The sequence below is a fragment of the Pedobacter panaciterrae genome (assembly GCF_013204795.1).
Classification (GTDB): Bacteria; Bacteroidota; Bacteroidia; order Sphingobacteriales; family Sphingobacteriaceae; genus Pedobacter; species Pedobacter panaciterrae.
Genome location: NZ_JABMKW010000008.1, coordinates 764,140 through 785,565, shown reverse-complemented (window position 1 = coordinate 785,565; position 21,426 = coordinate 764,140). Strand labels below are relative to the sequence as shown.

The 21,426-nt window shown below is 38.9% G+C and carries 20 protein-coding genes; 7 read left to right on the top strand and 13 right to left on the bottom strand.

Annotated features, from left to right (window positions below):
* Positions 1 to 169: 169 nt before the first annotated feature.
* Positions 170 to 1,036, top strand: coding sequence for an AraC family transcriptional regulator (locus HQN86_RS05645; RefSeq protein WP_172660021.1), 867 nt, complete (start codon positions 170 to 172; stop codon positions 1,034 to 1,036).
* Here the strand turns inward: HQN86_RS05645 and HQN86_RS05640 are convergent.
* The 9 genes from HQN86_RS05640 to HQN86_RS05600 form a co-directional block, all read right to left on the bottom strand.
* Positions 1,026 to 1,457: an L-rhamnose mutarotase gene (locus tag HQN86_RS05640; RefSeq protein ID WP_172660020.1), complete on the bottom strand. Its 432-nt coding sequence runs from the start codon at positions 1,455 to 1,457 to the stop codon at positions 1,026 to 1,028. The genes HQN86_RS05645 and HQN86_RS05640 overlap by 11 nt on opposite strands.
* Positions 1,458 to 1,464: 7 nt before the next feature.
* Complete coding sequence (locus HQN86_RS05635) at positions 1,465 to 3,033, bottom strand: SLC5 family protein (protein WP_172660019.1); 1,569 nt, start codon at positions 3,031 to 3,033, stop codon at positions 1,465 to 1,467.
* Between the two features lie 14 nt (positions 3,034 to 3,047).
* On the bottom strand, positions 3,048 to 4,220 hold the full coding sequence (locus tag HQN86_RS05630; protein ID WP_172660018.1) for an enolase C-terminal domain-like protein: 1,173 nt from the start codon (positions 4,218 to 4,220) through the stop codon (positions 3,048 to 3,050).
* A complete protein-coding gene (locus HQN86_RS05625) occupies positions 4,221 to 5,108 on the bottom strand; it encodes an aldo/keto reductase (protein WP_172660017.1) in 888 nt (295 codons plus the stop codon).
* A 2-nt stretch (positions 5,109 to 5,110) separates the two neighbouring features.
* Positions 5,111 to 7,438: a hypothetical protein gene (locus HQN86_RS05620; RefSeq protein WP_172660016.1), complete on the bottom strand. Its 2,328-nt coding sequence runs from the start codon at positions 7,436 to 7,438 to the stop codon at positions 5,111 to 5,113.
* 127 nt (positions 7,439 to 7,565) lie between these two features.
* A complete protein-coding gene (locus tag HQN86_RS05615; RefSeq protein ID WP_172660015.1) occupies positions 7,566 to 9,407 on the bottom strand; it encodes a cytochrome-c peroxidase in 1,842 nt (613 codons plus the stop codon).
* A gap of 30 nt (positions 9,408 to 9,437) precedes the next feature.
* Entirely contained in the window at positions 9,438 to 10,784 is a 1,347-nt protein-coding gene (gene acpA, locus HQN86_RS05610; RefSeq protein WP_172660014.1) for an acid phosphatase, read from the bottom strand.
* A gap of 125 nt (positions 10,785 to 10,909) precedes the next feature.
* Entirely contained in the window at positions 10,910 to 11,965 is a 1,056-nt protein-coding gene (locus tag HQN86_RS05605; RefSeq protein WP_172660013.1) for an L-dopachrome tautomerase-related protein, read from the bottom strand.
* 75 nt (positions 11,966 to 12,040) lie between these two features.
* Entirely contained in the window at positions 12,041 to 12,883 is an 843-nt protein-coding gene (locus HQN86_RS05600) for a transglutaminase-like domain-containing protein (RefSeq protein ID WP_172660012.1), read from the bottom strand.
* Positions 12,884 to 13,079: 196 nt separating this feature from the next.
* On the opposite strand from HQN86_RS05600, the gene HQN86_RS05595 reads away from it, so the two are divergent.
* Genes HQN86_RS05595 through HQN86_RS05585 form a run of 3 tightly spaced genes read left to right on the top strand, consistent with a single transcriptional unit; the run spans position 13,080 to position 16,473 of the window.
* Positions 13,080 to 14,531, top strand: a complete 1,452-nt coding sequence (locus HQN86_RS05595) for a circularly permuted type 2 ATP-grasp protein (protein ID WP_172660011.1) — start codon at positions 13,080 to 13,082, stop codon at positions 14,529 to 14,531.
* 29 nt (positions 14,532 to 14,560) lie between these two features.
* Positions 14,561 to 15,493 carry an alpha-E domain-containing protein gene (locus HQN86_RS05590; RefSeq protein ID WP_172660010.1) on the top strand — a complete coding sequence of 311 codons (933 nt, stop codon included), beginning with the start codon at positions 14,561 to 14,563 and terminating at the stop codon, positions 15,491 to 15,493.
* Positions 15,494 to 15,498: 5 nt separating this feature from the next.
* Positions 15,499 to 16,473, top strand: coding sequence for a transglutaminase family protein (locus HQN86_RS05585; protein ID WP_172660009.1), 975 nt, complete (start codon positions 15,499 to 15,501; stop codon positions 16,471 to 16,473).
* Positions 16,474 to 16,484: 11 nt separating this feature from the next.
* On the opposite strand, the gene HQN86_RS05580 is transcribed toward HQN86_RS05585, so the two are convergent.
* Together HQN86_RS05580 and HQN86_RS05575 are read right to left on the bottom strand one after the other, a co-directional pair.
* Positions 16,485 to 16,973, bottom strand: coding sequence for a DUF6265 family protein (locus tag HQN86_RS05580; RefSeq protein WP_172660008.1), 489 nt, complete (start codon positions 16,971 to 16,973; stop codon positions 16,485 to 16,487).
* 71 nt (positions 16,974 to 17,044) lie between these two features.
* On the bottom strand, positions 17,045 to 17,842 hold the full coding sequence (locus HQN86_RS05575) for a helix-turn-helix domain-containing protein (RefSeq protein WP_172660007.1): 798 nt from the start codon (positions 17,840 to 17,842) through the stop codon (positions 17,045 to 17,047).
* A 110-nt stretch (positions 17,843 to 17,952) separates the two neighbouring features.
* On the opposite strand from HQN86_RS05575, the gene HQN86_RS05570 reads away from it, so the two are divergent.
* Together HQN86_RS05570 and HQN86_RS05565 are read left to right on the top strand one after the other, a co-directional pair.
* Positions 17,953 to 18,303 (top strand): ArsR/SmtB family transcription factor, encoded by a 351-nt coding sequence (locus HQN86_RS05570; protein WP_172660006.1) that lies wholly within the window; start codon positions 17,953 to 17,955, stop codon positions 18,301 to 18,303.
* Between the two features lie 2 nt (positions 18,304 to 18,305).
* Positions 18,306 to 18,752 carry an SRPBCC family protein gene (locus HQN86_RS05565; RefSeq protein ID WP_172660005.1) on the top strand — a complete coding sequence of 149 codons (447 nt, stop codon included), beginning with the start codon at positions 18,306 to 18,308 and terminating at the stop codon, positions 18,750 to 18,752.
* On the opposite strand, the gene HQN86_RS05560 is transcribed toward HQN86_RS05565, so the two are convergent.
* Positions 18,739 to 19,461, bottom strand: a complete 723-nt coding sequence (locus tag HQN86_RS05560; RefSeq protein WP_172660004.1) for a DUF4386 domain-containing protein — start codon at positions 19,459 to 19,461, stop codon at positions 18,739 to 18,741. The genes HQN86_RS05565 and HQN86_RS05560 overlap by 14 nt on opposite strands.
* Positions 19,462 to 19,464: 3 nt before the next feature.
* Positions 19,465 to 19,950, bottom strand: coding sequence for a DUF6326 family protein (locus tag HQN86_RS05555; RefSeq protein WP_216854328.1), 486 nt, complete (start codon positions 19,948 to 19,950; stop codon positions 19,465 to 19,467).
* 177 nt (positions 19,951 to 20,127) lie between these two features.
* Here HQN86_RS05555 and HQN86_RS05550 point away from each other — a divergent pair, with 177 nt between their 5' ends.
* Positions 20,128 to 21,417, top strand: a complete 1,290-nt coding sequence (locus HQN86_RS05550) for an MGH1-like glycoside hydrolase domain-containing protein (protein WP_172660003.1) — start codon at positions 20,128 to 20,130, stop codon at positions 21,415 to 21,417.
* Positions 21,418 to 21,426 lie beyond the last annotated feature (9 nt).

Genomic DNA, 21,426 nt, shown 5'->3' with positions numbered 1-21,426 from the left:
TGCTTATAGGGTAAAGCTCTGAACAATAATCAGCTACAACTACCGTTAATTTGATCGTTTATAATGTTTTTTTTGCACGGAAAATTTATTCCCAATTCAGAATACCCTATATTTAGGAGCTCAAACTATTTTATTAGCTTTAGGAAAATCAACCAAATAACTCACTGAAATGCAGTATATCTACGAGAATTTTACCTTTCCCCCTGATCAATCATTTACTGTGCGATCAGAAATTCTGGAAATAAAAAAGTACACGTCATTAAAGTCTCACATTAATTTTGAGATCGCTTTAATAGAAAATTGCTGCGGAAAACGCTTTGTAGGTGACCATATTGAAGATTTTAGGGGCACAGAACTAGTGCTTTTGGGAAGTTACTTACCGCATTGCTGGCAATATTATAATACTCTAGACGAAAAGGTACAACCACAAGCAGTTGTTGTGCACTTTTTCCCTGATTTTTTAGGAAAAGATTTATTAGCTAAACCAGAAGCTGCTCACCTAAACCATCTCTTCGAAAACGCGGCAAAAGGTCTTATATTTTCTGGAGCTACGGTAACGAGATCAAAAATGATTCTGAACCAAATGTTATTTGAAACGGGGTTGTCGCGAGCTGCATTAATGCTCCAGCTTTTAGATGTTTTATCTCTCTCTAGCTCATGTAGAACGCTATCATCCCCTTCTTTTAACATCATTGAAAGTTCAACTGAAGCAAATAAAATCAACCGTGTTTTTGATTATATATTCAATAATTTCAAAGAAGATATTTCTTTACAGGATGTTGCTTCAATTATTCCCATGTCTACAGCCGCTTTCTGCAGATTTTTTAAGCTTAAAACCAACAGGACTTTAGTTGAATTTATTAAAGAAATAAGGGTTGGGCACGCAGCTAAGCTGCTAATGGAAGGCAACCACAATGTAACAGAAACCTGCTACATAAGTGGTTACAACAATATCTCTAATTTCAATAAGCACTTTAAAGAAGTAAAGGGCCTATCGCCAAGAGACTTTATTAAGCGATATAAAATTACTGCTTAAACTTGTAAAAAGGAATTACCTCAACCCATTTCTGTCCTTCAACAGTACCATTAACACCTTTTTGATAAGTATTCATTAATTTATTCCATTCTGCACAGCGAGGGCTATAAGATTCTGCTAGCCTCCCCATTACATTCAAGTCGGCACCTTTAGGCACGATAATCACCATAACAATAAGGTCGTTGAAACGGTAAAGTGTAATACTTTTATAGCCTGCCTTTTTAAACCCGGCTTCTACCTCGGGCCAAATTTGCTTATGGTATGCTAAATACTCATTCAGTTTTTTATTGTTATCCACGGTATTTACGACAAATACCTTTTCTACAAGTTCAGGTTCTTTATAATCAGAGTTAGCAGGCTTACACATTATAAAAAAACAGGCAAAAATTACTGGTGCTAACTGTAGGAATATTTTTTTCATCGAAATATTAGTTAAAAAGTAAATAAATTAAAACCATTACAGATGCCAATCCTAACCAAACCAACCAAATAGGCTTGGAATTATAGGTTTCTTCTACCGGTTTATTTTTTGACTCAAGAAGTGAAGGTATTATCGGGTTTGTTGCAGATTTTGAAACTAATGTTACTGCTATAATAACAACACTTAACGCTACGAACAGGTAAAATGAAAGCAAAAGGAAATGTGGCCAATAGCCTTTATAAGGATAGTTTAGTACATGACATGCCCCAAGTATTAAGCACACCAGTCCACCACCATAAAGAACTATCTCTACTGAAATGCTATTCACACGTTTCCACATAATGCCTGCCAGAAATACCACAGACAGTGGTGGAGCAAGTATAGAAACCAGGCCCTGACTTAATTCAAAAAAGTTTTTCCCTGAATAAGAAAAAACCATGGCGATACCTACACCTACTATTGCAGCAATAATAGTAATCCACTTTCCCATCTTTATCTGTTGTTTCTGATTAAGTACTTTAACCTGCGAAATAACATCCAATGTAAACACGGTACAAAAAGAATTTAAACTGGAAGATACTGTATCAATCAATGATGCTATTAATGCTGCAATGCTTAGGCCTAATAAACCATGAGGCATTAATTCTTTAATCATAGTAATGTAGGCATTATCGGCCTGGGCTGTATCTCTAAATAGAACATAACACATAATGCCAGGAAGAATAAATATTAAAGGCATTATGATTTTAAGCACACCAACAAACAACGCACCATATTGTCCTTCCTTCAAATTATCTGCTGCAAGTACTTTCTGTACAATCGTTTGATCCGCACACCAGTAATAAATTGCCACAACCGGATACCCCAAAACAATAGCTATCCAGGAGTATTCCCGGTTTGATGCGGGCAGAAATAACTTCCAATAAGAATCCGGCGTTTGGCTAATCAACATGTCTATGCCCCCAATTTTTTGAAAGCCCAAAAAAGTAAGTATTATAGAAGAAACTATAATAATAATGGATTGAAAAACACCGGTTCGAACTACCGCTTTTAATCCGCCAATGGCTGTAAAACTGGTTGCAATTAAAGCAATTATAATGAGGGCCATAAATAAGGAGCAACCAAATATCCCAGAAATTAAAAGTCCTCCAGCATACAAAGCACTCCCCAACCATACCACCAATATTGAAATCAGACTGTAGATAACCAGAAAATTGTAGGATCGCTTACCAAAACGGATCAGTAAAAATTGGGGGATAGTACTTATTTTGGCTTTTAAGTAATATGGCAAAAAAACCATCCCTAATAGCATTAAAAATATCCATGCCAGCAATTCGAAATTACTACCAACAATACCATGCGAAAAGCCAACTCCTGCAAAACCAATTAACATCATAGGGCCGGCATTGGCACTAAACATGGAAAAACCAATTTGCCACCACTTCAATGTTCTTCCACCCAAAAATATATCTTCCTGATTTTTGGCCTTTTTACCAGAGCGAAAACCAATACAAAATAAAGCAAGAGCATATAGCCCTAAAATTATATAATCGATGTAATTGAATGATAAACTCAAAGTTGGTCCCTTAGCTACATAGAAACAACAGGGTTATATATTGAAACATTTTGTTTTTCCCATAACCGCTCTTGTACTATCTTATTTTCTTTATAACAATAATCCCAATCAATTCTTACTGGCAGCCCCTCTATTTCGGACAAGTAAAATCTACCGTTTTCCCATACTGGTCTGACTAAAAAATATTTTTCTAACCCATACATCAGCGGATACAAGTACTCAATCATGCTATCCCTATTTGCGGAAGTCATGAGAAACGCTGAATATAGGGAATATCCACCAGAAGAGAATTGCAAATTTTTATTTTCGCAAAGGTCTCTTATTTCCATCCACTCTTTCATTCCACCTAATTGTGTTGGAACAGGCTGTAAGTGTCCAACTCCGGAATCAACAAGGGTTGGGAAGATCTTTGATGTCCGCTCGGATTCTCCATAAGCTACAGTAACTGATAATTTTTTACAAAGTAGTTCAATTTGATCATAAGCAGCTGAATGTATAGGCTCTTCTAACCAACATAAATTTTCTTCTCCAATGGCATCAACAAATTTAAACACATCATTACAATTCCAAATCTGATTTACATCCGCTGCGATCTTCATTTTATTACCGGCCAAACTCTTTACAAATTTCACTCTTTCAATATCCTCATTTATTTTTGTTCCAAAGTCTTTTCCAATCTTCATTTTGTAGCAGTCAACACCTTTATTCATCAAAAAACTCACTTCGGTTTCCAGTTCCTGGAGTGTATAATTGGTTCCTCCTCCGCTACCATACATTTTCACGTCATTTTGAATACTGCCAATATATCTATACAATGGAACTTTTCTACGCCTTGCGGCTAAATCGTACAAAGCCATATCTACCTGGCCCAATATTGCACCTGCCGCACCTTTAAATCCTTCATTTCTAATAGACCAATATAATTTAGGATAAAACACTTTATAGGGAACCGATCGGCTATGAAAAAGTATTGGAAAAATACAGGATTCCAGAATGTTCATATAGCTGTTATAAACCGGGGCTTCTCCCAAATTCCCCTCCTCATCCTCTATAGTTATAATTGATATCCCGAAATTAGGGAAAGGCCCCATAGTAGCATCCTGAAAAGGAATTACCGCAGCAACCTGCTCTAGAACTCTTATCCTAATTCTTTTTATATTAAAAATCTCATTATCTATGTCGTACATCTATTGTCGATTAAGCGTTAGTAGTATCTCATCATAAATTTCCGTAGGCAATTCACCCAATTTCATTGCATCAAGGGTATCCCTTAATTGCATCCTGTCTGCAGCGCCAATTACAATTTTAAACTCAGCTGGAATGGTTAAAAGAAATCGATGCGCAAGCTCCTGTAATGAAAGGTTATATTTATCTGCTATTGAATTAACTCTTTTTGCCTGCTCAATATTTTTTACCCCGAGCCAGTTGGGAGGAGAGGTTGTGAATTCAGAAAAACTACTACCCAACAATCCCATGTTTAAAGGACTGGCCGCGTAATATTTTCTGCTATTCTCTCTGCAAAAAGGGATAGCACTGTTCAAAGCATCAATACAACAAGCATTAAGCCTGTTATATTCCATAATCACATCGAATTGGTTAGATTTAAAATAGGGTTCAAACCATTCGGGTGCGTTACCCCCCAAACCAATTCTTTTTGCATAGCCTTGATGCATAAAGAATTCCATCTGCTTCAAAACCTGTTCTATATCCGATGGAGGAATTGCAGCAGGGTCATGTAAAAACAGAATGTCTATAATCGGAATGTTTAATGATTTTAAGCTGTTTTCCACACTCCTTTTCATGCCATCGACGGTGTAATCATAGTGTGCTTCATCAACCCTATAACCTTTTAAGCGACCCACTTTTGTACTAATCAACGGTCTTTTGCCAGTCCATTGATTTAAAGCTTTTCCTACAAGTTCTTCCGCATCTCCGTAGGCAGGAGCAGTGTCTATAGCCGCTATTCGGTATTTAAGGGCATCCAAAATTGTCAATATTGATTCCTGAACATCAATCTCCCTCCATATCCCGCCAAGTCCGGCAGTACCCAGAACCAATTTATTTATCTCCTTCATAATTATAGCATTGTTATGCCCTTAGCAGGGTTAACTTTAATCTTTATAGTCTCGCCAGTTCTAACCTTAACTTTAGGCCATCTTAAAAATGCCGTATAACTTAAGGGTTTTATGGCCTGTTTTTCAGTTTCGGCCATTATCGACACATTTGCATCGTATTCTGTTTCATTTTTGAGTTGAACGGTAATCCCTGATTTATCAACTGATAATACCTGAGCTTTAACATGATCAAAAACGTATAATTTTTTATGATTCATATTAAGATAAATGCCAGGGATTTCCAAAGCCATCAGCACCCCATTTGTTTCTGTCCACGAGTTACGCGTGTTTATAAAATTACCAATACTTCCTTTCCCTTCAGCATCACTTAGCTGAATTCTTTCCATTGAAGAACCAATCAGGTTATTGGTTGTTAAATGGCCCGGCATATTTACTGCTTCGGCATGTGCATGCTGAATATCTCTGATCAAATCTGCATATAGCGGATTACCTGTAGCCCTGAACAGCTTAAAGATATAATCTCCTGAAGCCGTGCAAATGCCGGGAGCCGCATGCTTATTTTGAATACTGGCCCAAATAGCGCCGGCCATATTGCTCTTAAGCTTTCCTATTTCACTATTTGGAGGAAAAACAGGGTCATAAGAAAACGTCCACGTAGCACCTAATGCAGCTTGAACTTCTGCCCTATTTAACCATTCTTTTTTTCCGGTGTAATAATACAAAGCCATTAATGACTCTAAGAACCCAAATGCGGATTCAGAATCAGCATCTTGAGATATATCTCCACAATGACCTCCTGTTAAACCTTGCTTTTCAACATCCCGCTGATAATAAAATTTAGCTGCATCCTGAGCCACCTTCATCCATTCCTTATTGCGAAAATAATCGGATGCCATTGCTAAGCCTGCCGGAACAATAGCTCCAGCCGTTGAATTAAATACAGCAATCTCGCCCATTTCAGGAACAACGTACTGACCAAATTCTCCATCTTTATTCCAGGTATTTGCAAAGGCAGCAGCGAGCTTTTTAGCTGCATTTTCCCATTCCGGCTTAACACTTTTTCCATAGCCCTGAGCTTTTAACAGTTGCATATGTTTTATGAGCCAAAGCAACGCATCAGCATTTTTCCTTACCATTGCCTGAATTGGTTTAAAATCAGGAGACATCTTTTCTGGGATAATTTCGCCGCCAGCTGTAATTCCCCCATAAAAATATCCGCTTTTTCCTTGTAATTTATTTACCACAAAATCCAATTCGGCAATAACCCTTTCTCTCTCCTTTTTATCATTAAGGGCTAACATTGGATAGGTATTCATCATTCCGCTAACCCATCCAAGCTGAAAAGTCTTATTGTTTTCAGGTCTATAAAATGATCCTGCAGGAACATCAACAAAGTTTCCTCTACATATATTTGTAGCTGCTTCAAACAATTTACTCATAGGTATTATATTACGAGGGTGGTTTAAACCTGAAAGCGCTTTGCGTACCTGCATAAACTTCTTTAAAAGGTCTGGAATACTTGCAGCATTAAAAACGTATAATTTGAAGTTTAATGTTATCTCATCACCAGGATTCCAATCGGGTGCTTTGTCACCACTTATGTGAAAATCACCAAAGCCGGTTGCCATTTTACGAACTGCAGGTGCAGAAATACTGAAAGAACAGCTGTCTTTTGCAGCATTTTCCGTAATGGTTAATCCGCTGCTACCCAATCTGGTCATTTGTTCAGTAAGTACAATAAATCCTTTTTGTTCCGTTTTTGAGAAAAAACACAGCGCGGGCGTAGCCACATTTCCTGTTGTCAACTCTACAAATGAGGCTTTATTTGATTCAATTGAAAGTCGGGGATTGTTAGAAATAGTAAGTGGCACGGAAGGGTTATAGTACATATCCTTTGGATATTGTGGACTATAACTGTTTCCAATTGCTCTGTATCGGTTTCCATTGTAAACAGAAGCAGGTACTAACACATAGTTTTCTGGATTCCATTTACTAAAATCAAAGGAAACTGAAACTGCTGATGATTTAGCAATACCACTGTTTAAGCGAAATGACGTAGAAACATCCATAACTTCGGGATGCTTCGAAACTGAACTTGCTTTAAATTGCATACTCCAGTTACCTGTTTTTGTCCGCAATAACTCTTTGCTAAATGGATGTTCGGATATTAAGTCTGTCCCATCAAATTCCTTTACCGACAATCTTAATGAACCGTTTATACCTCTTAATAATTCATTAAGGGATTGAACTGGTTCTTGTGCTAATGAAACCATTCCACTGCTTAAACAAAGAAAACCAATCAACGTCATCCCTAAATTCTTCATTCCCATAGTCTATTATACTAGTTTAGCGTAAAGATTAAACTATAGCTGGCTTAATACCACCGATAATTTGACTATTAGTAATGTTTTTTTTGCATGAACATTTTCTATTAAAAATAGCGAGCCGACAGCGATCTTACTTACTTTCCAGACTCTTCATAAAAACAATGATATCCTCTTTTTCTTTTTCAGTGAGATGCAGGCTTTCTTCGGAAAGCGTTTGATTAGAAAGATGCATTCCTAAGCCTGCACCTCCCCCATTGTTATAAAATTCCATTACCTCATCTAAAGTCTTATACGCTCCATTGTGCATATAAGGCGCAGTTTTATTGATATTCCGAATAGTGGGAACTTTAAAAGCATTTTTATAAGAATCAACACCAATCACGCTATAATAACCCAGATCCGAGTCCAGCGTCGAATCCGCCGCAGACACAGGAACGCCCAGCACTTCCGTTTCGCTCTCCACGTATTTTGGGGGAGTAGCCCCATTAAATAAAGGAGCGAAATGACAGGTGGCACATTTTGCTTTTCCCATAAATAAATTAAAGCCTTTCAATTCCTGGTTTGACAAGGCGCCTCTGTTACCACGCATATATTCATCAAACCGGCTATTGAGTTTTGTTAAGCTGCGAATATAGCAAGCAAGGGCATTTGTCACTTGGTCTGAACTGATTCCTTTTCCGGTCTTTTCAGAAAAAGCCGTTGCGAATAACGACTGATATGATTTATCTGCAGAAACATATTTTATGATCACATCCATTGAGCCATCCATCTCCTGTTTACTACTGACTACATCACGCACCTGATCCTCCAACGTTAACGCCCTCATATCATAGAAATAATTTGATTGTAAAGCCGCGTTGAGTAATGTGGGTACATTCCTTGTCAGCAGTTTTGAAGGAACATGAACATCTGTATGCTTAGCCAATCCGTCTGTAAATGCTAAATCGGGATTATGGCATGAGGCACAGCTTCTTGTGCCGGTACCGGATAACAATGGATCATAAAAAAGTTTTTCCCCTAACCCCACTTTAGCATCGGTTATACCGTATTCAGGGCCTGGTGAAAATGCCTCTACATTAAATGCATCCGAATCAAATAATGTACTCACCTCCTGCCTAAGCATTCGGTTATATTTAATTTTATCGCCCGATAAATTCTGCTCCAACTGTGCTATCCCGGAGCTGATCTCATTCCCGAAACTTGTAATAAATGTTGCTCTGTCGAAGGAATCAAAATCAGGGTTATGATTAAGATATTCAATTGAGGCACTCAGATCCTGCAGTAAAGTCGTTTTTTCCTTTTTACTGGTATAGAGAGAAAGGATACCCCGTAGGCTTTTTAAGGATTCGGACGATTCTTTCATACTGTTCAAAGAAAGGAAATTGTCAAATCCGGTAATTCCCAAAGTGATTATCCTGAATACCTCTAACTTGGCAGCATCTAATATTCGCCAATCCGCAAACTGATGATCAGCGAAATAAGAAATCAGATAGTCCGTACTTGTGATTAAATGTTTGACTTCGCTGATCAACTCTTTTTTTCCGGCTGTATCATACTTCGGATAGATAAATTGCTCTATCACCTGGAGCCCCATTGGATCAATAGCACGGGCTAAAGAAGGCTCTAGTAAATCCGCATTTTCGATCTCTTGTACTGGAGGGCCATTTAACCTCTTAGTTAAGTCGGCAGTAAAATACTCTGCCGCCCATTCAAATTTTTTGAATAGCAGCCTTGATTTTAAAAAGGCTTGCTGAACGCTGCGTCCGTCAACCTTTTCTTTACTGACCTCAAAAAACAAGGTATCTTTTACATACTCCTGGAAGGATATAATCTGACTTAAAACTTCTTTTTGGATTTTTCGTTCACGCAGACTGGCTGGTATTTGTTCTGTTTTATTCGAATTAACGGAGGTAAAGCTTACAATAAATAGCCCTGTAAACAGAATTGCTACTATTCCAATCTTCTTATACATAACATATCCCTCCTCCTGATTAACAGTAACTTATTTAAACACCAGCGCATTCCTGAACGGGTTCGCATTTTTATCCCTTTCGGCCAATGGCTCTATTCCCCATCTATGCTCTATAAAAGAAAGAATGCTTACTGTTTCATACTGCGTGTGATCTACAACGCCCTTTTTGGCAAATGGCCCTATAATAATTGCAGGAATACGGCTACCAGGGCCCCATCGATCGATAACCGGTGGGGTTACATGATCAAAAAAACCACCAAACTCATCATAGGTCAGAATAACCAATGCATCCTTTGCATTTGGTCCCTCCAATACCGCATTAATCAGGTTAACTGCCAGTTGTTCTGAAGAATATACCGCAGAACCTCCCGGATGTTCATCATTTCCCCCGCCTGGTTTCACAAAGGAAACACTTGGAAGGGCACCTTCTTTCGCTGCCTCAATGAAATCATTTTGGTCTTTCATATGTTTTCGGCCTTCTGTACCCTCTTCATATTGGGCAAAATATAGGAATGGTTCATGATTATAGGCAAAATTATTCTTCTTTCCTGCTACTGCATCGTCCCATCCCTCAGAATACCATGCCCATGATATATTTTTTTCGCTCAGTTTATCACCAATAGTCGGCATCGTCTGAGATGGCAGTAATTTGGAAGTATCTGATTTGGGCGGGTAAGGCTTGTTTCGTGAAAGGACATGATTCACAACATATCCATCCGGAGTAACTATCCCATCCTCTATCATTTTACCATCAGCATCAACTTTTGCGATCATTGATTTAGGGGCATCCGGCCAAACCGGCACAGCCGCAGAAATCATATAAACGTGGTTAAAATAAGAGCCGCCATAAACACTCTGAAAAAAATTATCACACAGTGTGTATTTTTGAGCTATCGGATAAAGGGGTAATTTTTCCGTGTTATAATAACCCATCGCCAGTCCTTTGGAGTCATTATATACCGCGAACTTATCCATCTTTCCTCCGTTAATTTGCAACTGATTGTGAAAAAAACGGTGAGTAACATCAGGCGTTGTCTTGTCAGACGGAACGTATTGGTCTATATTAAATAACTGATTTGGCAGATTGGTTGGGAAAGAGTTGTTTCTCGGAATCTCAGGAAGGTACTTATAAGGTTTTCCATCTTTGTCAACCTGTACAAAATTTCCTCTTTTGGCATTTTCAATACCATTTGCACCTTTGAATTCACCGTAAAGATTATCGAAACTATGGTTTTCCATATAAATAACCACCACGTGCTTAATCTGCTTGATGCCATTGTCAAATGAGGTTTCCTGATGTTTCGCTTTTCTGCTGATCCCGCAACTACTGATCATCAAAATGATAAGAAACAGATAAAAAAATCGTTGTAAATACATTCCGTTTTCTTTTTAGATTCGATTAAAAGTTATGTTACAAACATATGATATTATATTTTGTTGAAAAGTCATCAGACTAAAACAGGATAGGATTGTTTGTAATTTATTGCTTACAAGAGCCAAGGCTATTTTGGAAGTTTCACCCGATAAATGCGATAAGGATAGCTGGTTTTATTCATACCATCATTCCATTGTGGTAAACGGTTCATCTGAGCACAAGAGAAATACAAATATCCGTCGCTGCCAATTCCTAAAGAATCAGGCCATATTAACCGGCTATCCTGTACCAGTGTTATCAATTCACCCTTTGGGTTAAAATATTTTATACTATAATCTGTAGAAGAAGTGAGATAGATATTGCCGGTTTTATCTGCTTCCATACCGTGGCAAACTCCTGTTTCGCCTAAATCCTGAACATATTCAGACAATTCATCAGCTGTTAATTTTGCATCTGCAAGATATTTTGTTTCCACACGATAAAGATGCATGGTGTTGATTGGTCTGAAATAAAAGAACTTATTGTCCTTAGTTATTGCAATCCCATTTACATTGGATTTAAAGATATTTCCATTTTTGTCTGCCATTGTCTTTCCCCCGTAAGACAAACTAAATCCGGGAACGGCTAATGTTTGAGGCTTATTTTGAAGTGCCAGCCTTGTTTTACCGCTTTTAAGATCTAATACCACAATCGCCGCCTGACCGGGATCTGAAAGGTAAGCTAATTGTTTATCTGTATCGACTCTAACATCATTTAATGCTGATTTATCTTTTGCCAGGTCGTCAAACTGATAAACTCTTTTCACCTGATTACTTTTAAGGTCTATCTGTACCAATTTAAATTTATGCTGATCAGGTTTAGGGTCCAATACCCACAGTTGGTCTTTCGTATCGATGTAAATGTCCTGAACATTTAAAAAGGTTTCTGTTGCCTTTCCCTCTTTCCGATTCCAGCGCTCATCGGGATAAGCAACATACTTTCCATTTACAATCTCAATTAATCCATACCGGTAGGGTTCTCTTTTGGGAAATGAAACGAAGAGTCTGTTGGTAGAAGAAACGCTAACACCGATGGGCTGTGACTGACCAAACTCAGCTACTACTTCCAATTCATCTGAATGGTAAGATTGAGAGTGCACGTTTAAAGTCATGCTAATTACAATTAAGCATAAAATTACTTTCATCTTGAAGGGATTAGTCAATATCTTCTAAATTACGCAATTCTTAACATATTGAAATAGGATCTCATCAAAGCCATATTAAATATAAGTATACCCCTGTTCTGCAGTATACTGATCTATATAACGAAACTCACTATCAATTAAATTTGCGGTAACATCTAAACTTACAAACTGCAAATTCCCGAATATACTAGCAAATGCGGTGTCAGTGGCATCAACTCCAGTAGCAATCTTAACTAGTCCATTTAACGGAACAAGTTTGGTTGCATCTACAATAATCCAGTAACCACCAATATAAGCCTCAAAACAGGCATGGAAATCTGCAGGCTGCAATTGATATGCATAACCAGTGTAATATCTTGCCGGGATGGTTAACGCCCTGCACAAAGCAATGCCTAAATGCGCAAAATCACGACATACCCCTATTTGCTCCGTAATCGTATCATATGAAGATGTTTGGGCATTTGTATAGCCTCCACTGTATTCTACGTTGGCATAAATCCAATCACGTATAGCCATAACCTTATAAAAAGCATGATCGATGTGCCCAAATTTGTGAAATGCGAACTTATATAACTTGTCGGATTGACAGTACCTGCTGGGATTTAAATACGACAAAGCGCTAACCGGCATGTTGCCAATGGGTATATCATCCAAATGTTCTGCCTCAACCGCACGGACTTCTGTTTCTACTAATGCCCGATAATGAATAATTAAGTTTCCCGCATCAGGAATTTCTATGATTTTGAACCTCTTTTCACCGGAAATTGAAAACAACTCTCTCATTTTCAGTTGCTGATTCAGCTCCATATGCTCTTCTACAAGAAACTGTCCCGCAGATTTAACCGGCTGCACATTCAAGATCAATGTTGAAGACGAAATTACCTCATAAACTATCCTAGCAGAAACTTCAAACTTCATAAATATTTAAAATATCAAATAAAAAACAACAATAAATCAATTTAAAATAGATACAAAACAAAAAAAGACTAAAAAATAAATTTTAACACCAAAAAAATGATTAAATAAAGTAAAATAACATTTTATTTGATTTAATAATCAATTTAAATAAAGATATAACTATATTTCAGAAGATTTTAACATAAAATGATCGAATATGGAAACAAAAAGCTACACAAAATCATACGATCTACCCAAAAACACTTGGGATGAAATGTTTAATGACTCAGAAACGGTAAGAGAAGAGTACAAAACTGTAATGAACTACCTCGATCTGGAGTCGACCGAAGAGCTCAACAAAAAAGAAGAACTATCCAAAGCACTTTTCATGAGCCAAGGCATCACCTTTACCGTATACAATAGCGGCGAAGGCATAGAAAAGATCTTCCCTTTCGATATCATTCCCAGAATTATTACTGCTGATGAATGGTCTTTTATAGAAAAAGGAATTAAGCAGCGGGTTACTGCCCTGAACCTTTTTCTGAAAGATGTATATAGCGACCAGTTTATCATTAAAGACGGGATTGTTCCCATCGATGTAATTTACTCTTGTCCTCATTTTTTACGAGAGATGGTCAATGTAAAAGTACCTCACGACATCTATATACACATTGCCGGGATTGACCTAATCAGGGACAACGACGGAACTTATTATATCCTTGAAGACAATGTCCGCACTCCTTCTGGGGTTAGCTACATGCTGGAAAACAGGGAAATTACCAAACGTCTATTCCCGGATCTTTTACCTCAATGTAAAGTAAGAAGCGTGATTGAATATCCTACAGTCCTCTACAACAATCTGCTTTCACTTGCACCACATGACGTTGCCGATCCGACAATAGTTTTGTTGAGTCCGGGCAGTTTCAACTCAGCGTATTTTGAACATACTACGCTGGCCCGCTTAATGGGAATTGAGCTGGTGGAGGGACCTGATTTAATTGTGGAAGACCACAAAGTGTATATGAAAACTACTGCCGGATTGCAGCAGGTGAATGTGATCTACCGGAGAGTAGATGACGACTACCTTGATCCCCTAGCCTTTAATCCAACCAGCTTACTTGGTGTTGCCGGATTAATGAATGCTTACAGAAAAGGAAATGTGACCATTGTAAATGCGGTAGGAAATGGTGTAGCCGACGACAAAGCGGTATACGTCTATGTGCCAGACATGATAAAATATTACCTGAATGAAGAACCTTTACTTAAAAATGTACCCACTTACCAGTTAGGAAACGCAAGTGAGCGCGCCTATGTATTCGAAAATATTTCCCGTATGGTTGTTAAACAAACCAATGGCAGCGGTGGCTATGGCATGTTAATGGGACACGCTTCAACGGAAGAAGAAATTGAAGCATACAAGCTGGAAATACTGAAAGATCCACGACAATTTATTGCACAGCCTACCATCAGCTTATCATCCTCGCCATGTTACATGCAAGGCAAATTACAACCCAGAAGGGTCGATTTTCGTCCGTTTGCACTTTGCGGTCCCAATGGGATAGACATTATTCCCGGAGGATTAACAAGAGTAGCACTTAAAGAGGGTTCGCTGGTTGTAAACAGCTCTCAAGGAGGCGGCAGTAAAGACACCTGGGTACTTTCTAAATAAACAACAATAAGATTAAACACAGAATTACTATGTTAAGCAGGGTTGCTGAAAGCCTATACTGGCTAAGCCGTTATATCGAAAGAACAGATGGCATGCTACGCATGCTTAAAATAAATTATGCTTCCTCGCAAGATGCGATCGCAGAGTTTTCATGGAGTCCCGTTATGCACCTATTTTGCGATCGGAATGACGAAAGACTGGAGGCCATGGAATTTAACAGTCGTACGGTGTTGCAGTACATGGTGATTGACAAGGAGAACCCCAACTCCATCCTCAACATCATCACGCAAGTACGAGAAAACGCAAGAAGTGTACAGGACCACATTACTAAAGACGTATGGCAGTGCCTAAACGAATATTACCATACAGTAAAGGACCCTAAGCTAAACGCCATGTTGAAAAAAGATGACCCGATATCCGTATTAGACATTCTGATTAAACAAGGAATGCTTTTTTACGGCATTACAGAAATCACCATGGCGAGGAACGAAGGAAGTAGCTTTATGCGCATCGGAAAATATCTGGAGCGCAGTATTCAATCGGTAAATATATTGGACATTAAATTTGGCTCGGTAGACCACAACCCGGACTTACTGACAAACACCAACTACTGGAAACACCTTTTGTTTTCTATAGGCGGTTACGAGCTGTATCTAAAAACCTATAGACAAGGTTTTGAAGCAGAAAACGTACTTGACCAGGTTGTGCTGAACAATGAATTTCCGAGGTCTGTTATCTATTGCATCAACCAGCTGTTCAAATATTTTGAAAGACTAAAAGGCGACGGACACATTACCGCAGGAAATCTTGCTTTCCTTATTGGCAGGCTCCAAAGTAAAGTAAAATACAGTTCTATAAAGGGTTTAAAAAAAGGAGACCTTCACCTCTACCTCGCGGAAATAAAATCCGAACTCTACGGCATAGGAAATGCCTTCAATCAAACTTGTTTCAACATATACTAAGCACCATGCCGGAATTTAAAATAAAACACATCACTAAATACACTTACGAATCTCCGGTAAGAGAAAGCGTAAACCACATTATCCTCTACCCCATTGAAGATCAATTTCAGAGCGTAATTAAGCACACCCTTAAAATTTCGGGCAACCCGAAAGTAGATGTATTTACCGACTATTACGGCAATAAGATTGGCTTCTTTGCTTATAGTGAGCGACACAGAGAACTGGAAATCTATTCCGAACTTACCGTTGCTACCATTGCTAAAGAACTCCCCTCAGAAACCATGTTCAGTGAGATGCAGTGGATGGAACTTGAAAAACTACGATATCAGGTTCCTTACATTGATTACCTGAAATGGGAAGCTTTTAATGAACTTGGTGAGCTCAAAAAGATTACAGAACAATTCCTACAATCGGATTTAACACCCTATCGTGTAGCCATGGACTATTGCCAATATGTATATGAACATTTCAAATACATACAAGGCGTAACAACAGTACAGACTCAGATCGATGAAATCTGGCAAATCAAATCAGGTGTATGTCAGGACTTCGCACATATTCTCTGCCAGATGTTGCGTATGGCTAAAATCCCGGCGAAATACGTAAGTGGCTACATTTGCCCTAATAAAAACGGAATTCGGGGAGAAGGCGCCACTCATGCCTGGGTAGAAGCTTACATACCCGACTATGGCTGGCTGGGTTTAGATCCGACAAATAACTGCATTGCTAACGAAACATATGTAAGATTGGCGCTAGGCAGGAGTTTCACAGACTGTTCTCCGGTAAAAGGCGTTTACAAAGGCCCATCCAATCATAAACTCACCGTTCAGGTAATTATTGGTTACGACAACGGTACATCAGATACACAAGAACCTTTCGCCGAAGAGAATGAATCAATCGTAGTATCTGCCCCTCTTACACAAGGCAACAGCTATCGTCGGAATCTGGAGCTTATGCAGCAAATTCAACAACAACAATAAAAATAAATCCATCAATTCTTTTTAAGAGCTGAACTGATAAATTCATAGTCAAGGGTTTGCCCGTTGCCGGAAACGATTGCTTTTACGGTTCCACCTTTCCGGGTATAAGCAATCTTTTTCGGAAAGTCATGCTCTGGGTTTTCGCATACAAAAGCGTCTTTACTAATGGCGGTCAGCTTAAAATTAACCGGCCCGGAATCACCGGTAACAGTAACGATATAAAAAATATCGTCTCCCTTGATGCTAAGTTCCAGTTGTTCTACAAAAACAACTTTCTTCCCCTTAAGCGTTACGCCCTTTCCTGTAAGTTTGGTATCAGACACCTTTGACCAGTTTTCGTACCCCGATTGCCCGGGTTTGGAATTTGTGCGTTGCCACTTACCGATCAGCCATTGTAGCTTTTTAAATTTTTGAGCAGTGTTTTCCTGTCCGCAAGCCATATTATTGAAGCCCAAAATAAACATAAGAGAAATCAGGAAAGAGAATCGTTGAATTTTCATAATCTTTTTCTTTCAAAATTACGATTGAGGGATGTTTATGTATTGTACAAAACCGACGTTGGTTACAGAAATCATTTATTAAGAAAGAAGTTGGCCATGCTTGGTGTCTCAAAAAAATAAGCAGAGGGATCTTCTCCCGCAAAAGCTTTAAAATTGCGGATGAAATGAGATTGATCGTAATAACCTGATTCATAAACAATATCTGCCCAACTGCGCTTTTTCTCTCTGATCAATTGAAAGATATAATTGAAACGGATGATCCGTGCATAGTATTTTGGTGAAAGCCCTATGTACTTTTTAAAAAGCCGCTGGAGCTGACGCTCACTCTTCTTCCCTGCTAGGCAAAGATCCTTAACACTTGCCTTACCGTTTGAATCAAAGATAAGCTCTAGCTCTTCTTCTAATGGATTTTCAGTGGCCGATTTGCTTAGCTCAAGGAAATGATCATCCAAACACTGTTTAAGGATCTGTTCGTTTTCAAAAGGAAGAAACCGATCCTTTAGTCCAGCCAACTCCTGATGAGGAAAGGTATCCAGGTCAACAATCTGATCAAGATAGCATTCCATATTCAAACCAAAGAGCTGGGTAAGTGCTGCAGGTTTTAGTTTAATGGCAAAAGACCCGGTCTCTGCGGTATTCTCCAAATGAAAATTGCTGCTGATCTGCCCAGCCAGCAGGTTTGGTGTTTGGGTATACCAGGATCCGTTTATTTTGGCTTTATATACGCTGCCGTAGTTAAAAATAAGCTCTGTAAATCCGTCAGGAATAATTTTCTCTACCCGAGGAGTGCGATCATCACTCTGCATCATCCAGTAGCATTCGATCAACTTTTCTAGACTTGGATGAGGTGATATTCTGGTGAATTTCATGAGATGGCAAATTGAAATATAAATATATAAACGATTGCTAAAAAATTTGATTTTAAATTTGCGTAACCAAATGGTACCCTATATATTTGTAACCACATGGTTTCAAATATATGGAATTAAGAAGAGACGTATTTCAGGCAATCTCCGACCCCACCAGGCGCGAGATTATTGATTTACTGAGTGATCAGTCCCTGAACCTCAATGCCGTTGCCGGACATTTCAGCATCACGAGGCCAGCCATATCCAAACACATCAAAATTCTGGAAGAGTGCGGATTGATCATCGTAAGGCAGGATGGCCGGGAGCGCTATTGCAGAGCTGATGTACATAAGCTAAAAGAAATCGACAAATGGCTGAATCGGTACAGGAAATTCTGGAACCATAAATTAGATGCCCTTGGCAACTTTCTGGAGCGCGGGGACGATGAACCATCAGGAGATAACACAATTAAATACAAGTAATTATGGAAACAAAACCACTAATTGTAGAACGCAGCTATAATGCACCAATTGAAAAGGTATGGAAAGCCATTACCGATAAAGACCAAATGAAAGAATGGTACTTTGAACTTGAAGAATTCAAAGCGGAAAAGGGATTCAAATTCCAATTTACCGGGGGTGATGAAAAGGAGCAATACCTACATGTATGCGAAGTGATTTTTGTGGACCCTCCCAATAAGCTAAGTTACAGCTGGACTTACCCTGAACATAACGACGGGTATTCAGTAGTCACCTGGGAACTTTTTAAGGAAGGCGAACAAAAAACCCGATTAAAACTGACCCATGAAGGACTTGGAAGTTTCCCTAAAGACAGCCCGAATTTCGCTATCACCAGCTTTACTGAAGGTTGGAATTTTATACTTGGAGAGTCGCTAAAAAAATATGTGGAGCAGGATATCAATCAGCCGTAAAGCTGATTTTTTGTCTTTTTTGTTTTACACCTACGATTAACAGCCATAAGCAAATTCCTATTTCACCCATGCTGGCCGGTAAACTCACAAATTTAGAAACCCCGATGGCGGAATAATTCTTAACGAGCATATTTCCTGTAAAATTTATTAAATAGCCAAAACAGCCCAGCATTAAAAGGATACCTAAAATTTTGGGAAGAAATCCTGATCTAAAAACCAGATAGCCGAAAGGCAGTAACCAAAGCCCCCAAAATATAGAAGCCAGAAGCATCCCATTGTCGTATTGATTTAGATGAAACATAACCTGACTTTCCAATTGCTCTGCTGTGTAAACGTTCAGGTAATTGTCCCTACTAATCAGAGAAAGAACCGAAAGCTTATTTTGCAAATTCACAAAAGATATAGGAACACTTACAATTGCTAAAATGGCCATGAGTTTTGCATAGAACTCATCAACAGTTTTCAATAACCTGTATAAGGCAATTGGTAAAAAGACAAATGCCGTGTAGCAGATTACACTACTCACAATACTTAGTCGAAAAAGCATCTCAGACGATACAATGTTCTTAAAAGTAAGCGCTGGATCATCCCAGACAAAAAGGGTTTTAGGCACATATGCCAGACTAAAAATCCCCATAAGCACTACTATAAGATATAATAATCCTGAAATCCTTGCCGTTTTCTTGATGGATGAGGTAATTGTTATCATGTTTTAAGCGGTTATATTTTGTTTTGGCCATTTCCAGGCATAAAAAACTATAATTGCGGTTATTGCACTTTCAACCAATGCTAAAAAAACATAAAATGATTTCCATGGCACCAATGAAGTAAAAGCGATCAATAGCATAATGATGGTAAATAAAAGGCCGAAAATGATATTCATCAGCTTGTTTATGGTGGGTTTTAAAATGAGGGCTAAGAAAACCATTACGGCTGGAATAGCCAATAATATCGCTGCCATCAATAATTTTTGTGGGGTGTCCAACAAATTTTCACCACTGACCAGACCTGCTGCTTTTTGAGGAACATATAGTTCAAAATAGTCGCCATACAAATAGCATAATGTTACAGATGCCCAAAGTGCTGAAAGTTTAATTTTGATATTGATTTTGAAATCTTCCAGGTTACTTTTAATGTTTTTGCCAGTATCCATTTTTCTCTTTTTCTTTAGACGAAGTCCTGCCCATTTTGTTACCATGTCCTTAACTTGCTTAGAGCGTGATAAAATGCATAAAGTCAAGTAAAAAAGATAGCTGGATATTTCTTTCAAAAGGACATTCCTCTTTTAGACTGTCCGGACAAAGATATTGAAAGGACCTATTATTTCAGGTGGTGGACCTACCGGAAGCACATTAAAAAAACACCGGAAGGTTATGTGATCACCGAATTCTTACCTGATGTACCCTGGGCGGGAAAGTACAATACCATCAGCTGCCCTGCTGCTTTCCATTTCTATGAAGGCCGTTGGCTCCGAAACGAAACCTATTTAAACGACTATGCGTTTTTCTGGTTCCGCAAAGGTGGAAACCCGCGGCTTTATAGCTTCTGGGCAGCAGATGCGATCTACAATCAATATCTGGTAAGTGGCAATTCGGCAGGCATTAAACAGTTATTACCGGATCTGATCGATAATTATTCAGCCTGGGAAAAAGACAAGCAAGATGCCAACGGTTTGTTCTGGCAGCTTGACGACAGAGACGGAATGGAAGTGTCCGTTTGCGGAAGCGGATACAGGCCTACCATCAATTCCTATATGTATGGTGATGCAATTGCGATCAGCAAAATGGCTGTTCAGAGAGGAGACCACGACGATGCCAAAATTTACCGTAAAAAAGCTGAACAGCTTAAGGCAAAAGTAGAAGGCCTGCTTTGGGACGATGCTGCAAACTTTTTTAAAGTAAAATCTCGAGCTTCTGGTTCAGACCTTTGCGATGCAGTGGAACTTCAGGGGTACACACCCTGGTATTTCAATATGCCCGATGCGGGGTACTCCGCTGCCTGGAAATATCTTATTGATAGTTCATTTTTTAAAGCCCCCTATGGCCCAACAACTGTTGCGCGTAACCATCCCGATTTTAAATTATCCTACCAGGGACATGAATGTCAGTGGAATGGCCCAAGCTGGCCGTATGCAACTTCTGTTGCTTTAACTGCTATGTCTAATTTGCTAAACAATTACAGCCAGTCTGTAGTTGGACGCGCCGACTATTATAAACTCTTAAAGACCTATGCTACCAGTCAGCAGTTAAAAACCGGTGAAGGTAAAGTGGTACCCTGGATAGATGAAAATCTGAACCCGCTGACAGGTGACTGGATTTCCCGCACGCGCCTTAAGAGCTGGCATGATGGTACCTGGGTAAAGGATAAGGGTGGCATAGAGCGTGGCAAGGATTACAATCATTCTACCTTCTGTGATCTGGTGATCTCAGGGCTGATTGGACTACGTCCTTCTGAAGGAAATCACCTGGTGATCAACCCCCTTTTACCAGAAGGCAAATGGGATTACTTTTGCCTGGACAAGCTACTTTATCATGGAAAAGAAATTACCATTTTATATGTTAAGGACGGAACCAGGTACCGCAGAGGAAAAGGTTTTATGGTTTGGGTAAACGGGAAAAAAATCGGAGCAGCCAAGACACTTGGTAAAATGACCATTAATATGTAGTGTAAAAAA

Bases quoted from the DNA above. Each gene is read 5' to 3' on its own strand.
- HQN86_RS05645 (WP_172660021.1), top strand. From the start codon at position 170: ATGCAGTATATCTACGAGAATTTTACCTTTCCCCCTGATCAATCATTT.
- HQN86_RS05640 (WP_172660020.1), bottom strand. From the start codon at position 1,457: ATGAAAAAAATATTCCTACAGTTAGCACCAGTAATTTTTGCCTGTTTT.
- HQN86_RS05630 (WP_172660018.1), bottom strand. From the start codon at position 4,220: ATGTACGACATAGATAATGAGATTTTTAATATAAAAAGAATTAGGATA.
- HQN86_RS05625 (WP_172660017.1), bottom strand. From the start codon at position 5,108: ATGAAGGAGATAAATAAATTGGTTCTGGGTACTGCCGGACTTGGCGGG.
- HQN86_RS05620 (WP_172660016.1), bottom strand. From the start codon at position 7,438: ATGGGAATGAAGAATTTAGGGATGACGTTGATTGGTTTTCTTTGTTTA.
- HQN86_RS05615 (WP_172660015.1), bottom strand. From the start codon at position 9,407: ATGTATAAGAAGATTGGAATAGTAGCAATTCTGTTTACAGGGCTATTT.
- acpA (WP_172660014.1), bottom strand. From the start codon at position 10,784: ATGTATTTACAACGATTTTTTTATCTGTTTCTTATCATTTTGATGATC.
- HQN86_RS05605 (WP_172660013.1), bottom strand. From the start codon at position 11,965: ATGAAAGTAATTTTATGCTTAATTGTAATTAGCATGACTTTAAACGTG.
- HQN86_RS05600 (WP_172660012.1), bottom strand. From the start codon at position 12,883: ATGAAGTTTGAAGTTTCTGCTAGGATAGTTTATGAGGTAATTTCGTCT.
- HQN86_RS05595 (WP_172660011.1), top strand. From the start codon at position 13,080: ATGGAAACAAAAAGCTACACAAAATCATACGATCTACCCAAAAACACT.
- HQN86_RS05590 (WP_172660010.1), top strand. From the start codon at position 14,561: ATGTTAAGCAGGGTTGCTGAAAGCCTATACTGGCTAAGCCGTTATATC.
- HQN86_RS05585 (WP_172660009.1), top strand. From the start codon at position 15,499: ATGCCGGAATTTAAAATAAAACACATCACTAAATACACTTACGAATCT.
- HQN86_RS05580 (WP_172660008.1), bottom strand. From the start codon at position 16,973: ATGAAAATTCAACGATTCTCTTTCCTGATTTCTCTTATGTTTATTTTG.
- HQN86_RS05575 (WP_172660007.1), bottom strand. From the start codon at position 17,842: ATGAAATTCACCAGAATATCACCTCATCCAAGTCTAGAAAAGTTGATC.
- HQN86_RS05570 (WP_172660006.1), top strand. From the start codon at position 17,953: ATGGAATTAAGAAGAGACGTATTTCAGGCAATCTCCGACCCCACCAGG.
- HQN86_RS05565 (WP_172660005.1), top strand. From the start codon at position 18,306: ATGGAAACAAAACCACTAATTGTAGAACGCAGCTATAATGCACCAATT.
- HQN86_RS05560 (WP_172660004.1), bottom strand. From the start codon at position 19,461: ATGATAACAATTACCTCATCCATCAAGAAAACGGCAAGGATTTCAGGA.
- HQN86_RS05555 (WP_216854328.1), bottom strand. From the start codon at position 19,950: ATGGTAACAAAATGGGCAGGACTTCGTCTAAAGAAAAAGAGAAAAATG.